This window comes from Streptococcus sp. SCPM-O-B-15277 (M60) (assembly GCF_058200335.1).
In genome coordinates this window covers 135,396-149,506 of sequence record NZ_JBYQGR010000001.1, presented here as the reverse complement: position 1 = coordinate 149,506, position 14,111 = coordinate 135,396, and the positions used below count along the sequence as shown (strand labels likewise).

The following is a 14,111-nucleotide window of genomic DNA, read 5'->3' as shown; positions in this document are numbered from 1 at the left end:
TTTCAGTCTTATACTATTTTTACATTATTCTTTTTCTTGATAGTGTGGTAAGAAAGTTTCCATCAAGAATGAAGTATCGTAGTCTCCTGCTATCACGCGACGATCTGAAATCAAATCGAGTTGGAAATCAGCATTAGTGACAACCCCTTCAATTTCGAGCTCATAAAGAGCTCGTTGCATTTTCATGAGTGCATCAAAACGATTTTCACCATGAACAATAATTTTAGCAATCATACTATCATAGTATGGCGGAATGGTATAACCAGGATAAACTGCAGAGTCCACTCGCAAGCCCACACCACCACTTGGTAGATAAAGATTGGTAATTTTCCCTGGACTTGGTGCAAAATTAAAGGCTGGGTTTTCTGCGTTGATACGGCACTCAATAGCATGTCCTTTTAGAACAATGTCTTCTTGCTTCAAGGTCAATGGTTGACCCGCTGCGATACGGATTTGTTCCTTAACAATATCTACACCTGAAACAAATTCAGTTACCGGGTGTTCCACTTGGACACGCGTATTCATCTCCATAAAGTAGAATTTGCCAGTCGCTTCATCTAGTAGGAATTCAATCGTACCAGCATTTTCGTAGCCTACAGACTCCGCTGCACGAACTGCCGCAGCACCAATTTCATTACGAAGGGTTTTTCCAATAGCAATCGAAGGACTTTCTTCTAAAACCTTTTGGTTATTCCGTTGAAGTGAACAGTCACGCTCACCTAGGTGAATAACATGTCCCATTTGGTCGGCAAGAATCTGTACTTCAATATGGCGAGCAGGATAGATCACACGCTCAAGGTACATCGCTCCATTACCAAAGTTGGCTTTGGCTTCACTTGAGGCTGTTTCAAAGGCTGACACAAGATCTTCTGCTTTTTCAACCTTACGAATCCCTTTACCACCACCTCCAGCTGAAGCTTTCAGCATAACTGGATAACCAATTTTTTCAGCAATAGCGAGGGCCTCTTCTGCAGTATGGACTTCGCCATCTGATCCTGGAATGACAGGTACATTAGCTTTAATCATTTGAGCACGGGCGTTAATTTTATCTCCCATGACATCCATGACACGAGCTGATGGTCCGATAAATTTGATACCGACTTCTTCACACATGGTTGCAAATTTGGAATTTTCACTTAAAAAACCAAATCCAGGGTGAATAGCTTCAGCTTCAGTCAATACCGCAGCTGATAGGATGGCATTGATGTTCAGATAAGATTCTGTAGCCTTCCCAGGGCCGATACAGATAGCCTCATCAGCCAAAAGCGTGTGGAGAGCTTCCTTGTCAGCAGTTGAATAAACAGCAACTGTTGCAATTCCTAATTCTCGTGCCGCACGAATAATACGAACAGCGATTTCACCACGATTTGCAATTAAAATCTTACGAAACATGGAAAACCTCCCTAGTTTCCAATAGCAAAGGTTAGTGTACCGCTTGCTGCAAGCTTACCATCTACTTCTGCCTTCGCTTCTACAACGGCGATTGTGCCACGACGTTTGACAAAAGTTGCTGTCATGACAAGCTGATCACCAGGAACAACTTGCTTTTTAAATTTGACTTTGTCCATACCAGCATAGAAGACAAGCTTCCCTTTATTCTCAGGTTTTGAAAGTTCCAAAACACCTGCTGTCTGTGCTAAGGCTTCCATGATTAGTACGCCTGGCATCACAGGATAAGCTGGGAAGTGTCCGTTAAAGAAAGGTTCATTAATCGTTACATTTTTAATGGCAACGATTGTATCTTCATTGACTTCTAAAACACGATCCACTAAAAGCATAGGATAGCGGTGGGGTAAAGCTTCTTTAATTCCTTGAATATCAATCATTTGATACGTACCAAGCCTTTCCCGAACTCAACCATTTCTTCATTTTCAACAAGAATTTCTGTTACAACACCATCTTTAGGTGCTGGAATTTCATTCATGACCTTCATAGCTTCGATGATGACCAGGGTTTGACCTTTTTTAACAGCATCACCGACTGAAACAAAATTAGGTTTGTCTGGTCCGGCAGCCAAGTAAGCAACTCCGACAAGCGGACTTTCTACAAGGTCTCCTTCGGCTACAGATTCACCAGCACCTGATTCTGAAACTGCTTCTACAACTGGAGCTACAGTTTGGGTTTGTGGTGCAACAGTAGATTCAGTTGCTGAAACCACTGGTTGAGGTGCTGGACTTGTTTCTGAAATAAGTTTTGCTTCATTCTTACTGAAGAGCAACTCATCCGTTCCATTTTTATAAGAAAATTCTCTCAAGCTTGACTGGTCAAATTGTGCCATCAAGTCTTTGATTTCATTTAAATTCATCTTTACTTATTCTCCCAACGTTTGAAAGCAAGAACTGCATTATGCCCACCAAATCCAAAGGTGTTTGAGATAGCATAAGGAATTTCACGTTCCACGCCTTGTCCATAAATAACGTTTGCTTCGATGTAGTCTGACAACTCTGTAGTTCCAGCTGTCATTGGTACATAGTTGTTACGGATTGCTTCAATTGTTGCAATGGCTTCAACTGCACCAGCTGCACCAAGTAAGTGTCCTGTAAATGACTTGGTTGAAGATACAGGTACTTCCTTACCAAGAACCGCTACGATAGCACCACTTTCTCCCTTTTCATTAGCAGGAGTTGATGTACCGTGAGCATTGACATAAGCTACTTGGTCTGGTGTAATCTCAGCTTCATCTAAGGCAAGTTTGATAGCTTTAATAGCACCTTGGCCTTCTGGATGTGGTGAAGTCATATGGTAGGCATCACAAGTGTTCCCGTAACCAACAACTTCCGCTAGGATAGTTGCTCCGCGTTTTTCAGCATGTTCTAAGCTCTCAAGAACCAACATCCCTGAACCTTCACCCATGACAAATCCATTACGGTCTTTATCAAATGGAATAGAAGCGCGAGTTGGATCCTCTGTTGTTGAAAGAGCTGTCAAGGCTTGGAATCCGGCAATCGCAAATGGAGTAATTGAAGATTCTGATCCACCAACGAGCATGATGTCTTGGAAACCAAATTTGATAGAACGGAAGGCATCTCCGATAGCATCATTTGATGAAGCGCAAGCTGTGTTGATAGATTTACAGATACCATTGGCACCAAAGCGCATAGCTACATTTCCTGCAGCCATATTTGGCAAGGCTTTTGGAAGTGTTAATGGTTTAACACGTTTTGGTCCTTTTTCGTGAAGTCGAAGGACTTGGTCTTCGATTTCTCTGATTCCACCGATACCTGATGCAACGATGACACCAAAGCGGTCTTTATCAAGTGCTTCTACGTCAAGATTAGCATGGTCAACTGCTTCTTGAGCAGCATACAAGGCATACAAAGAATAATCATCGAAACGATTAGTATCTTTTTTTACAAAATATTTGTCAAAAGGAAAATCATTAATCTCTGCTGCATTATGGACGTCAAAAGCACTGTGATCAAACTTGGTGATTTCACCAATCCCAATCTTTCCATTCTTTAAACTGTTCCAAAATTCTTCTGGTGTATTCCCAATTGGAGATGTTAATCCATAACCTGTTACTACTACACGATTTAGTTTCATTTTCATACCTCTATTTTAACTCTTATTGCATGGTAAGTCCACCATCAATTGCAATGACTTGTCCCGTTAGATAATCTTGGCTTGCAAGAAAGGCTGTCACCTCTGCGACCTGCTCAGCTTGGCCAAATTGTTTCATCGGAATTTGTGCTAACATGGCATCTTTTACCTTATCAGATAGGACTGCAGTCATATCTGATTCGATCATTCCTGGTGCAATGGCATTGACACGCACATTACGATTGGCTACCTCACGTGCTACTGATTTGGTAAATCCAATTAGACCAGCCTTAGAAGCAGCGTAGTTCGCTTGACCGATATTTCCCATCAAACCAACGACACTGGACATATTGATAATGGCCCCTTCACGAGCTTTTATCATCTGCTTCAAGACTGCTTGCGTCATGTTGAAGGCTCCCGTTAGATTGACTTTCAAGACCTTCTCAAAATCTTCTTCTGTCATCTTCAGCATGAGAGTGTCTTGAGTAATCCCAGCGTTATTCACTAGGACATCAACTGAACCTAGCTCTTCAATGGCTTGGTCTACCATGCGTTTTGCATCCGCAAAGTCTGAAACATCACCAGAAATAGCAAGTACCTTCACACCATATGGTTTAAACTCGTCTAGAAGCTCCTCGGAGATTTCACCACGACTATTCAAGACAACGTTGGCTCCCAAGCTAGCAAATTTATGAGCAATGGCAAGACCAATTCCTCGACTTGAGCCTGTAATAAAGACATTTTTCTGTTCTAGTTTCATTTTTCTCCTTTCAGAACTTCTACCATTTTGGTCTAATTTTCTAAGAGTGCTTGTAGACTTGCTTGATCTTCAACATTTGCAAGTTGAGCAGTTTTATCAATCTTTTTGACGAATCCTGACAAGACTTTTCCAGGGCCAATCTCGATAAAACGAGTTGCACCAGCTTCTTGCATGACTGCAATGCTTTCATAAAAACGAACAGGTTCCTTAACTTGACGAGTCAAGAGTTCTGCAATTCGTTCTTTTTCCATGACCTTTGCTTCTGTATTACCAACAAGTGGACAAGCAAAGTCATTAAACTCAACATCTTCTAGGACTTGAGCTAATTTTTGACTAGCAGATTCCAATAAAGCTGTATGGAAAGGTCCAGAAACATTTAGCGGAATTAAGCGTTTTGCTCCTGCTTCTTGCAAGAGTTCAACTGCACGATCAACAGCAACCACCTCACCACCAATAACAATTTGACTTGGGGTATTGTAGTTAGCTGGAGTCACAACACCAAGTTGAGAAGCTTCTTGACAAGCTTGTTCAATAACTTCAACTGGAGTATTGAGAACGGCTACCATTTTACCAGACTCAGCAGGTGCCGCTTCTTCCATATAAGATCCACGCTTAGCAACTAGAGCCACCGCATCCTCAAAATCCAAAGCACCACTAGCTACGAGGGCAGAATATTCACCAAGAGACAGACCTGCCACCATATCTGGTTGGTAACCCTTCTCCTTTAGTAGTCGGTAAATGGAAACGGATGTAGCCAAAATAGCTGGTTGTGTGTAACGAGTCTGATTTAGCTTCGTTTCATCGTTATCAATCAAGTCACGAAGATCATAACCCAAGACCTGGCTAGCTTGGTCGATTGTTTCCTTGACGATAGCATATTGGTCATATAGTTCACGTCCCATTCCAAGGTACTGGGCTCCTTGACCTGCAAATAGAAAGGCTGTTTTAGTCATTTCTTGTAACTCCTGCCCAACGAGCGGCTTCTTTTTGAATTTTCTCAGCTGCACCATAGTAGATATCTTTTAAGATTTCTTCAACTGTTTCTTCTTTAGATACCAAACCTGCAATCTGGCCGGCCATTACTGAACCGCCATCTACATCACCATGGACAACAGCCTTAGCTAAGGCTCCAGCGCCCATTTGTTCAAAGATTTCTAGGTCTGGATTTTCTTGTTTAAAGGCATCTTTTTCAGCTTGCTCGAAATCACGAGTCAATTGATTTTTGATAGCACGAACTGCATGACCAAAATGTTGTGCTGAGATAGTTGTGTCAATATCACGAGCTTTCAAAATCTTAGCTTTGTAGTTTGGATGAGCATTTGATTCTTTAGCAACTACAAAACGAGTTCCTACTTGCACAGCTTCCGCACCAAGCATAAATCCAGCAGCAGCTCCCTCACCGTCTGCGATACCACCTGCAGCGATAACAGGAATTGAAACAGCCGCCGCAACTTGACGAACCAAGGTCATGGTTGTTAATTTACCAATGTGTCCACCAGCTTCCATACCTTCACAAATGACAGCATCTGCACCGATTTTTTCCATACGTTTAGCCAAAGCTACGCTAGGAACTACAGGAATAACAGTGATTCCTGCTTCATGAAATCGCTCCATATATTTACTTGGGTTTCCTGCACCAGTTGTGACTACCTTAACCCCTTCTTCAATCACAAGGTCAACAATATCATCAACAAATGGAGACAAGAGCATGATATTGACACCAAAAGGCTTGTCTGTTAAAGATTTAATCTTATCGATGTTGGCTTTAACCACTTCTTTAGGTGCGTTTCCTCCACCAATGATACCGAGACCACCAGCTTTTGAAACAGCTCCAGCCAAATCGCCATCTGCTACCCAGGCCATTCCACCTTGGAAGATAGGATATTTAATATTTAATAGTTCAGTGATACGTGTTTTCATATTGCCTCCATAAGTCTTGCTTACGTAATAGTTCGACTTTATTATAATTTGACGGTCAAACTATTACCTAAACAAGAGGGAGCGGGTCTCCCCTACTCCTTCTTTATTTATTCTAATTATTTAGTTTGCTCTTCAACGTAAGCAACCAAGTCGCCAACTGTTTTCAAGTTGTCTTCAGCTTCGATTTGGATATCAAAAGCGTCTTCGATTTCTGAGATTACTTGGAACAAGTCCAATGAATCTGCATCCAAATCATCAAAAGTAGATTCAAGTGTTACTTCTGATGCATCTTTTCCAAGTTCTTCAACGATAATTTCTTGTACTTTTTCAAATACTGCCATGATAGACTCCTTTAAAATAAATAGTTTTTTTATAACAATGTGATCACCACATGATTACCTAAATTGTAACAATAAGTGTGCCCCATGTCAAACCTCCACCGAAACCTGACAAGAGAATTTTTTGGCTACCATCCAAATGGATGAGCCCTTCTTCTACACACTCAGAAAGTAAAATCGGGATACTTGCCGCACTAGTATTTCCATACTTCATCATATTAGCAGGAAGCTTGTCACGATCGACACCGATTTTTCTAGCCATCTTATCTAAAATTCGAATATTAGCTTGATGAAGCAAGAGATAATCGAGTTCATCTGCTGATATTGGACTTTTTTCGATGGTCTGTTTAATAGATTTAGCCACGTCTCGAATTGCAAAGTCAAAAACTGCTCTCCCATCCATTTTCAAGAAAATATCTGGTTCTTCTTGAATCGAAAATGGTGAAATCAATCCTGTCTGTCCATAAGTGAGACACTCACCACGAGAACCATCGCTATTGAGACTTTCAGCTAAGAAATGTTTTTGGTCACTTGCCTCAAGTAGTACACCACCAGCTCCATCTCCGAACAAGACAGCTGTTGAACGGTCAGACCAATCCAAAGATTTTGACATGGTCTCACTACCGATAACAAGACCCTTTCGATATGTTCCTGAAGAAATGAACTTTTCTGCAGTCGATAGGGCAAAAACAAATCCACTACAAGCAGCTGTTAAATCATAGGCAAAAGCCTTATGAGCGCCAATCTTTGCCTGAACACGAGCTGCGGTTGAAGGCATCATCGAGTCAGGTGTCATCGTCGCTATAATGATGAAGTCTAGCTCTTCAGCAGAAATCCCTGCCTTCTCTATAAGTTGTCTTGCAACCTCTGTAGCCAAATCTCCTGTTGATTTCGTCTTAGAAATATGGCGTTCTTTAATCCCTGTCCGACTTGAGATCCATTCATCACTCGTATCCATGACCTGAGCCAAGTCTTCGTTAGTGATAATCTGCTCTGGAGCATAATGAGCGACCTGGCTTATTTTTGCAAAAGCCATTACTTCAAATCCTCCAAAAAGTGATAAAGATTAGTCAAGCCTTTTCCCATAACTACAATCTCTTCAGGACTCATGCCCTCGATAATTCTTTCGACCATGGCCTTATGGAAACGTTTATGAAGACGGTGAACGAGACGACCTTTCTTTGTCAAATGCAGATGTACTACACGACGATCTTGATCTGAGCGGATACGTTCGATGTATCCTTTTCTCTCCAAATTATTTAAACTCGTTGTCACAGTCCCTAGAGTTACCATCAACTCTTTGGACACTTGACTTGGAGTCACTTCTGGATACTTACCGATAACATCAATCGTGTGCATTTCTTTGATAGAGATGTCTTTGAAACGACTACCTCGCAAACTTACTTCCTCGATCACTAGGACGTTGTTAAAAATTGATGTTAAATAGTCATTGACTTGTTGGTAGTCCATTTCTCTTCCCTCCTTTATCAAAAAAAGTTTAATAATCAAAACATTTGACAAGAAAAGTATATCAAACTTCAAAGAATAGTGCAAGTATTTTTTATTTCCCGACAAATTTTGGACGTCTTCTTTCAGAATGTGCACGAACACCTTCCTTGAAATCTTCCGTATAGGATAGTGATTTTTGTAGTTCCAATTCAAGTTGAGCATATTCATGCCACTGCTTGAATTCACTTTCCCAAACAAGTTTCTTAATCGCAGCATAGGAATTTGAAGAACCACGTCTCAACTTCTTCAACAATTGTTCTCTTGTTTTTTCTAACTGTTCACTTGTACATAGACGATATAGAGCTCCTGCCTCCATTGCCTTTTCAGCGGTGAAAGCTTCTCCAGTCATAGCTAATTGAGTTGCTCTAGTTGCACCTAGAGATCGCGTCAGCAAGAATAATCCACCCGCATCAGGAGCCAATCCTACACCTACAAAAGCTTGTATAAACTTAGCTTTGTCAGTTGCAATACAAAAATCAACTGCCAAGGCCATGTTTGCGGCTGCTCCAGCAACTGCTCCATCCACTTCCATAATAACTGGCTTAGGAATTTGCTTGATTTTATATGAAATCGTATTCACCAATTCAGCAATTCGAGCGAGGGAGTCAATATCATCTTCATCAACAGCACGCTTCATCTCGACCAAATCGCCACCGACAGAAAACACCTTACCAGCAGCATTGATGAGAATAAATGAAACAGAATCGTCTTTTTCAGCTAATTCCAGTGCTTCTAAAATTTCTTCACACATAGGAATATGGAAACCATTTGCCACCTCGGGACGATTTAAAGTAATCACCGCTAAATCGTCTTGAATTTGAAAGATAATATGATTCATAGCCACTCCTTTAATTTAAAAAGCTGATTAAATTATTTTATCTTCAAAGTATATCTTTTTCTTTTTATTTATACAAGCAAAAATTGTATAAAAGTGTATCAGCCGATTTTTAAAGGGTATTTTCTATACTAAAAATAACTAAGTTAAGCTAATCATGTCCAGACCTCTAATAAGATGTAGCCTTTCCTATTGCAGATTGAAAAAAGCCCTTCTTTCTGCTATAATCGTATAAAATACTAACTGAGGAGTTCTTATGAAGGTTGTAAAATTTGGAGGAAGTTCACTCGCCTCTGCAAGCCAGTTGAAAAAGGTTCTAAACATTGTAAAAAGTGACCCTGAACGTCGTTTTGTTGTTGTATCTGCACCAGGAAAGCGTGATGCTGAGGATACCAAGGTTACTGATGCTTTGATTAAATATTATCGTGATTATGTAGCAGGAAATGATATCAGTGCTAGTCAAAATTGGATTATCGATCGATATGCGGCAATGGTTAGCGAACTAGGACTTAAACCAGCTATTTTAGAACGAATCTCTAAAAGTATCCGAACTCTTGCTACCCTTCCAATTGAAAATAACGAATTTCTATATGATACATTTCTCGCTGCAGGAGAAAACAATAATGCCAAACTCATTGCAGCCTACTTTAACCAAAATGGATTAGAGGCTCGCTATGTTCATCCGCGAGAAGCTGGTATCGTCGTTACGAGCGAACCTGGAAATGCGCGAATCATCCCATCTAGTTATGATAAAATCGAGGAATTGACAAATTCAACTGAAGTTCTTGTTATCCCTGGTTTCTTCGGTGTTACGAAAGAAGATCAAATTTGTACCTTCTCACGTGGGGGATCAGATATTACTGGTTCCATCATCGCTGCTGGTGTCAAGGCTGACCTCTATGAAAACTTTACTGATGTAGATGGAATCTTTGCAGCTCACCCTGGTATTATCCATAAGCCACACTCTATCCCAGAATTGACCTACCGTGAAATGCGTGAATTGGCCTATGCAGGATTCTCTGTACTACACGATGAAGCACTTCTACCAGCCTACCGTGGAAAAATCCCTCTCGTTATCAAAAATACTAATAATCCTGACCATCCAGGTACTCGCATCGTGCTACAACATAGCAGCGATGAATTCCCAGTAGTGGGAATTGCTGGTGACTCTGGTTTTGTCAGCATCAATATGTCTAAGTACCTGATGAACCGCGAAGTTGGTTTTGGTCGTAAAGTGCTTCAAATTCTAGAAGACCTGAATATTGGTTGGGAACATATGCCAACTGGTATCGATGACCTATCTATCATTTTACGTTCACGAGAATTAACTCCTATTAAAGAAGAAGAAATCCTTCGTCAATTAGTTCAAAAAGCTGAAGTTGACCATGCTGAAATCGAACATGACCTGTCTATCATAATGATTGTTGGCGAAAAAATGAAGCGCCATATCGGGGTAACTGCTACAGCCACTCGCGCCCTATCTGAAAACAAGATCAACATTCAAATGATGTCACAAGGTTCTAGTGAAGTTTCTATCATGTTCGTTGTCCACAAAGACCAAGAAAAAGCGGCTCTTAAGGCTCTCTACCAAGCATTTTTCGGTGAAAGTAAGGAAGACTAAACATGGCACAATCCCTCAACAAAGTCATTGACCTACAAACTACCGGAACTTCCTATCTTTCCATTTCAGGAAAGGTTGGAAAGTTCCTTGTTGGAGATCAAGCACTAGAATTTTACGCAGACCGAAATGTCGAGGATTATATTCAAATCCCATGGTCTAGCGTTAATCAAATCGGAGCCAATGTTTCGGGTCGTAAGGTTAGTCGTCATTTTGAAGTTTTTACAGACCAAGGAAAATTTCTCTTTGCCTCAAAAGACTCCGGAAAAATTCTTAAAATTGCTCGGGAAAAAATCGGAAATGAAAAGGTTGTGAAGCTTCCAACCTTACTCCAAATCATCGGTCGTAAAATCAAAAATCTATTTGCAAAAAAATAGAAAGTTTAGTATAATCATAGAAACGGATAAGTAGGTTATCCTCTTCTTCCAGAAAGTCTGCGGGTGCTGCGAGCAGATAGGAGAGATAGGTGAAATTCTACCGTTGTTTTAAATCAAATACAGAATCAAGTGCACACCTGTGAAGTTGGATGGAACCGTGGCTCTGCCACTCCAACGCTTTGTCAGGTGTGCTTTTTTCATAAAGGAGTTTATATGTTAGATATCAAACGTATTCGTACAGACTTTGATGCTGTCGCAGAAAAAGTGGCTACACGTGGTGTAGATGCTGCTATCTTGAACGAGATGAAAGAAATCGATGCTAAACGTCGTGACATCTTGGTTAAGGTTGAAACCCTCAAGGCAGAGCGTAACACAGTTTCTGCTGAGATTGCTCAAGCTAAGCGCAACAAGGAAAATGCCGATGACAAGATTGCTGCCATGCAAACTCTCTCTGCAGAGGTCAAAGCACTCGATGCTGAGTTGGCAGAAATTGACGCTAAATTAACAGAATTTACCACTACTCTTCCAAACATCCCCGCTGACAGCGTGCCTATCGGTGCAGACGAAGATGATAACGTAGAAGTTCGCCGTTGGGGAACTCCTCGCGAGTTCGACTTTGAACCAAAAGCTCACTGGGATCTAGGTGAAGACCTCGGTATTCTTGACTGGGAACGTGGTGGAAAAGTAACTGGAGCGCGCTTCCTCTTCTATAAAGGCCTTGGAGCTCGTTTGGAACGTGCTATTTACAACTTTATGCTAGATGAGCATGGTAAGGAAGGCTATACAGAAGTCATCACACCTTACATGGTTAACCATGATTCTATGTTTGGTACTGGTCAATATCCAAAATTCAAGGAAGATACTTTTGAATTAAAAGATACGAACTACGTCCTCATTCCTACAGCTGAAGTACCTTTGACTAACTACTATCGTGATGAAATTCTTGACGGAAAAGACTTGCCAATCTACTTTACTGCTATGAGTCCATCATTCCGTTCTGAAGCTGGTTCAGCTGGTCGCGATACTCGTGGATTGATCCGTTTGCACCAATTCCACAAGGTTGAAATGGTGAAATTTGCTAAACCTGAAGAATCATACGAAGAATTGGAAAAGATGACAGCCAACGCTGAAAACATCCTTCAAAAACTCAACCTTCCATACCGCGTAGTTGCTCTCTCTACTGGAGACATGGGCTTCTCAGCTGCTAAGACTTACGACTTGGAAGTTTGGATTCCAGCACAAAATACTTACCGTGAAATCTCAAGCTGTTCAAACACAGAAGATTTCCAAGCTCGTCGTGCCCAAATCCGTTACCGTGATGAAGCCGATGGTAAGGTTAAACTTCTCCACACCTTGAATGGTTCTGGACTTGCTGTTGGACGTACCGTCGCTGCTATTCTTGAAAACTATCAAAACGAAGATGGTTCTGTTACTATTCCTGAAGTCCTTCGTCCATATATGGGTGGAGCTGAAGTTATCAAACCATAAAATAAACAAGAGGAAGCATAACTTCCTCTTTTGCATTTCATGTAAAAAAACAGGTAGAAAATCTTTCATCTCTACCTGTTATTTTTATATTCTCTAGTAACCACCCATCATTGATGGATCCATAGCTGGAGCTGTTGCTACAGGTTCTGGTTTATTAGCCACAACTGCTTCTGTTGTCAAGATAAGACTTGCTACTGATGCTGCGTTTTGAAGGGCTGAACGGCTAACCTTAACAGGATCGATGATTCCCGCTTCAATCATGTTAACCCATTCACCTGTCGCAGCGTTGAAGCCTGTTCCAAGCTCTGCATTTTTCAAACGATCAATAACAATTGAACCTTCATAACCTGCGTTGTGGGCAATTTGACGTACAGGCTCTTCTAAGGCACGAAGAACAATATTGCGACCTGTTGCTTCATCGCCTTCTAATTCCAAGGCAGCGACAGCTGAGATGACATTAACAAGGGCAGTACCACCACCTGCAACGATACCTTCTTCAACAGCTGCACGAGTCGCGTTAAGAGCATCTTCGATACGGAGTTTCATTTCTTTCAACTCAGTTTCAGTTGCAGCACCAACCTTGATAACTGCGACACCACCTGACAATTTAGCTAAGCGCTCTTGAAGTTTTTCACGGTCAAATTCTGATGTTGTTGTTTCAATTTGAGACTTGATGACAGCGACACGGTTAGCAATTGCTTCAGGATTACCTGCGCCTTCTACAATAACAGTGCTATCCTTATCTACAGTCACTCTCGCTGCTTGACCAAGCGCTTCGATGGTAGCATCTTTCAACTCAAGACCAAGATCTTCTGTGATAACAGTTCCGCCTGTCAAAATCGCGATGTCTTCTAACATAGCCTTACGACGGTCACCGAATCCAGGGGCCTTAACAGCAACGACGTTAAAAGTTCCACGAATCTTGTTCAAGACAAGAGTTGGAAGAGCTTCACCGTCAACGTCATCTGCAATAATCAAGAGCGGACGGCTACTTTGAAGAATACTTTCTAGAAGTGGCAAAATTTCTTGGATGTTTGAGATTTTCTTATCAGTGATTAAAATGTATGGATTTTCAAGGTCTGCAACCATTTTTTCATTGTCAGTGACCATGTACTGTGATAGATAACCACGATCGAATTGCATTCCTTCTACAACTTCAAGCTCTGTTTCCATACCACGTGATTCTTCAATAGTGATAACTCCATCTTTACCAACTTTTTCCATGGCTTCAGAGATGTATTCACCCACTTTTTCAGAGCGAGAGGATACGGCAGCGACTTGTGCGATTGCTTCCTTGCTTGATACTGGAATGGCATTGTTCTTCAAGGCTTCTACAGCAGTTGCAACTGCTGCTTCAATCCCACGACGGATACCGATTGGATTTGCTCCTGCTGTAACGTTCTTGATTCCTTCACGAACGATGGCTTGGGTCAAGACAGTTGCAGTGGTTGTCCCGTCACCCGCAATATCGTTGGTTTTAGAAGCTACTTCTGATACCAATTTGGCACCCATATTTTCAAAATGGTCTTCTAGTTCAATTTCTTTAGCGATTGTCACCCCATCATTGGTAATCAATGGTGAACCAAATGATTTTTCAAGAACAACGTTACGGCCTTTAGGTCCCAAGGTCACTTTAACAGTATCAGCTAGGATATCAACGCCACGGACCATTGCTGAGCGTGCATCAGATGAAAATTTAATCTCTTTTGACATACTTATTTCCTCC

General features: G+C 41.3%; 15 protein-coding genes. 3 read left to right on the top strand and 12 right to left on the bottom strand.

Annotated features, from left to right (window positions below):
* Window positions 1–24: 24 nt before the first annotated feature.
* The 11 genes from accC to AC3E9F_RS00750 form a co-directional block, all read right to left on the bottom strand.
* Window positions 25–1,392, bottom strand: a complete 1,368-nt coding sequence (gene accC / locus AC3E9F_RS00800; RefSeq protein ID WP_049508931.1) for an acetyl-CoA carboxylase biotin carboxylase subunit — start codon at window positions 1,390–1,392, stop codon at window positions 25–27.
* A gap of 11 nt (window positions 1,393–1,403) precedes the next feature.
* Entirely contained in the window at window positions 1,404–1,826 is a 423-nt protein-coding gene (gene fabZ, locus AC3E9F_RS00795; protein WP_214262358.1) for a 3-hydroxyacyl-ACP dehydratase FabZ, read from the bottom strand.
* A complete protein-coding gene (gene accB / locus AC3E9F_RS00790; RefSeq protein ID WP_263393995.1) occupies window positions 1,823–2,305 on the bottom strand; it encodes an acetyl-CoA carboxylase biotin carboxyl carrier protein in 483 nt (160 codons plus the stop codon). Before accB ends, fabZ begins: the two co-directional genes overlap by 4 nt.
* A 2-nt stretch (window positions 2,306–2,307) precedes the next feature.
* Entirely contained in the window at window positions 2,308–3,543 is a 1,236-nt protein-coding gene (gene fabF / locus AC3E9F_RS00785) for a beta-ketoacyl-ACP synthase II (protein ID WP_263394539.1), read from the bottom strand.
* 22 nt (window positions 3,544–3,565) lie between these two features.
* The gene (fabG, locus tag AC3E9F_RS00780) at window positions 3,566–4,300 is read right to left on the bottom strand and encodes a 3-oxoacyl-[acyl-carrier-protein] reductase (protein ID WP_263393996.1); all 735 of its coding nucleotides are present in this window, start codon (window positions 4,298–4,300) and stop codon (window positions 3,566–3,568) included.
* Window positions 4,301–4,332: 32 nt separating this feature from the next.
* Complete coding sequence (gene fabD / locus AC3E9F_RS00775) at window positions 4,333–5,253, bottom strand: ACP S-malonyltransferase (protein WP_263393997.1); 921 nt, start codon at window positions 5,251–5,253, stop codon at window positions 4,333–4,335.
* Window positions 5,246–6,220: an enoyl-[acyl-carrier-protein] reductase FabK gene (fabK, locus tag AC3E9F_RS00770; protein ID WP_004251880.1), complete on the bottom strand. Its 975-nt coding sequence runs from the start codon at window positions 6,218–6,220 to the stop codon at window positions 5,246–5,248. The genes fabD and fabK overlap by 8 nt, the downstream gene beginning before the upstream one ends.
* A gap of 116 nt (window positions 6,221–6,336) precedes the next feature.
* Entirely contained in the window at window positions 6,337–6,561 is a 225-nt protein-coding gene (locus AC3E9F_RS00765) for an acyl carrier protein (protein WP_000257840.1), read from the bottom strand.
* 58 nt (window positions 6,562–6,619) lie between these two features.
* Window positions 6,620–7,594, bottom strand: coding sequence for a beta-ketoacyl-ACP synthase III (locus tag AC3E9F_RS00760; RefSeq protein ID WP_049494246.1), 975 nt, complete (start codon window positions 7,592–7,594; stop codon window positions 6,620–6,622).
* Window positions 7,594–8,028, bottom strand: coding sequence for a fatty acid biosynthesis transcriptional regulator FabT (gene fabT, locus AC3E9F_RS00755; protein ID WP_263393998.1), 435 nt, complete (start codon window positions 8,026–8,028; stop codon window positions 7,594–7,596). The genes AC3E9F_RS00760 and fabT overlap by 1 nt, the downstream gene beginning before the upstream one ends.
* Window positions 8,029–8,119: 91 nt before the next feature.
* Window positions 8,120–8,905 carry an enoyl-CoA hydratase gene (locus tag AC3E9F_RS00750; RefSeq protein WP_263393999.1) on the bottom strand — a complete coding sequence of 262 codons (786 nt, stop codon included), beginning with the start codon at window positions 8,903–8,905 and terminating at the stop codon, window positions 8,120–8,122.
* 253 nt (window positions 8,906–9,158) lie between these two features.
* Between AC3E9F_RS00750 and AC3E9F_RS00745 the strand changes: the two genes are divergently transcribed.
* The 3 genes from AC3E9F_RS00745 (at window position 9,159) to serS (ending at window position 12,385) form a co-directional block, all read left to right on the top strand.
* A complete protein-coding gene (locus tag AC3E9F_RS00745) occupies window positions 9,159–10,523 on the top strand; it encodes an aspartate kinase (RefSeq protein WP_263394000.1) in 1,365 nt (454 codons plus the stop codon).
* 2 nt (window positions 10,524–10,525) lie between these two features.
* On the top strand, window positions 10,526–10,897 hold the full coding sequence (locus AC3E9F_RS00740; protein WP_263394001.1) for a DUF956 family protein: 372 nt from the start codon (window positions 10,526–10,528) through the stop codon (window positions 10,895–10,897).
* 213 nt (window positions 10,898–11,110) lie between these two features.
* Window positions 11,111–12,385 carry a serine--tRNA ligase gene (serS, locus tag AC3E9F_RS00735; protein WP_490672674.1) on the top strand — a complete coding sequence of 425 codons (1,275 nt, stop codon included), beginning with the start codon at window positions 11,111–11,113 and terminating at the stop codon, window positions 12,383–12,385.
* A gap of 93 nt (window positions 12,386–12,478) precedes the next feature.
* Here the strand turns inward: serS and groL are convergent, their stop codons facing one another.
* Window positions 12,479–14,098, bottom strand: coding sequence for a chaperonin GroEL (gene groL, locus AC3E9F_RS00730; RefSeq protein ID WP_263394002.1), 1,620 nt, complete (start codon window positions 14,096–14,098; stop codon window positions 12,479–12,481).
* Window positions 14,099–14,111 lie beyond the last annotated feature (13 nt).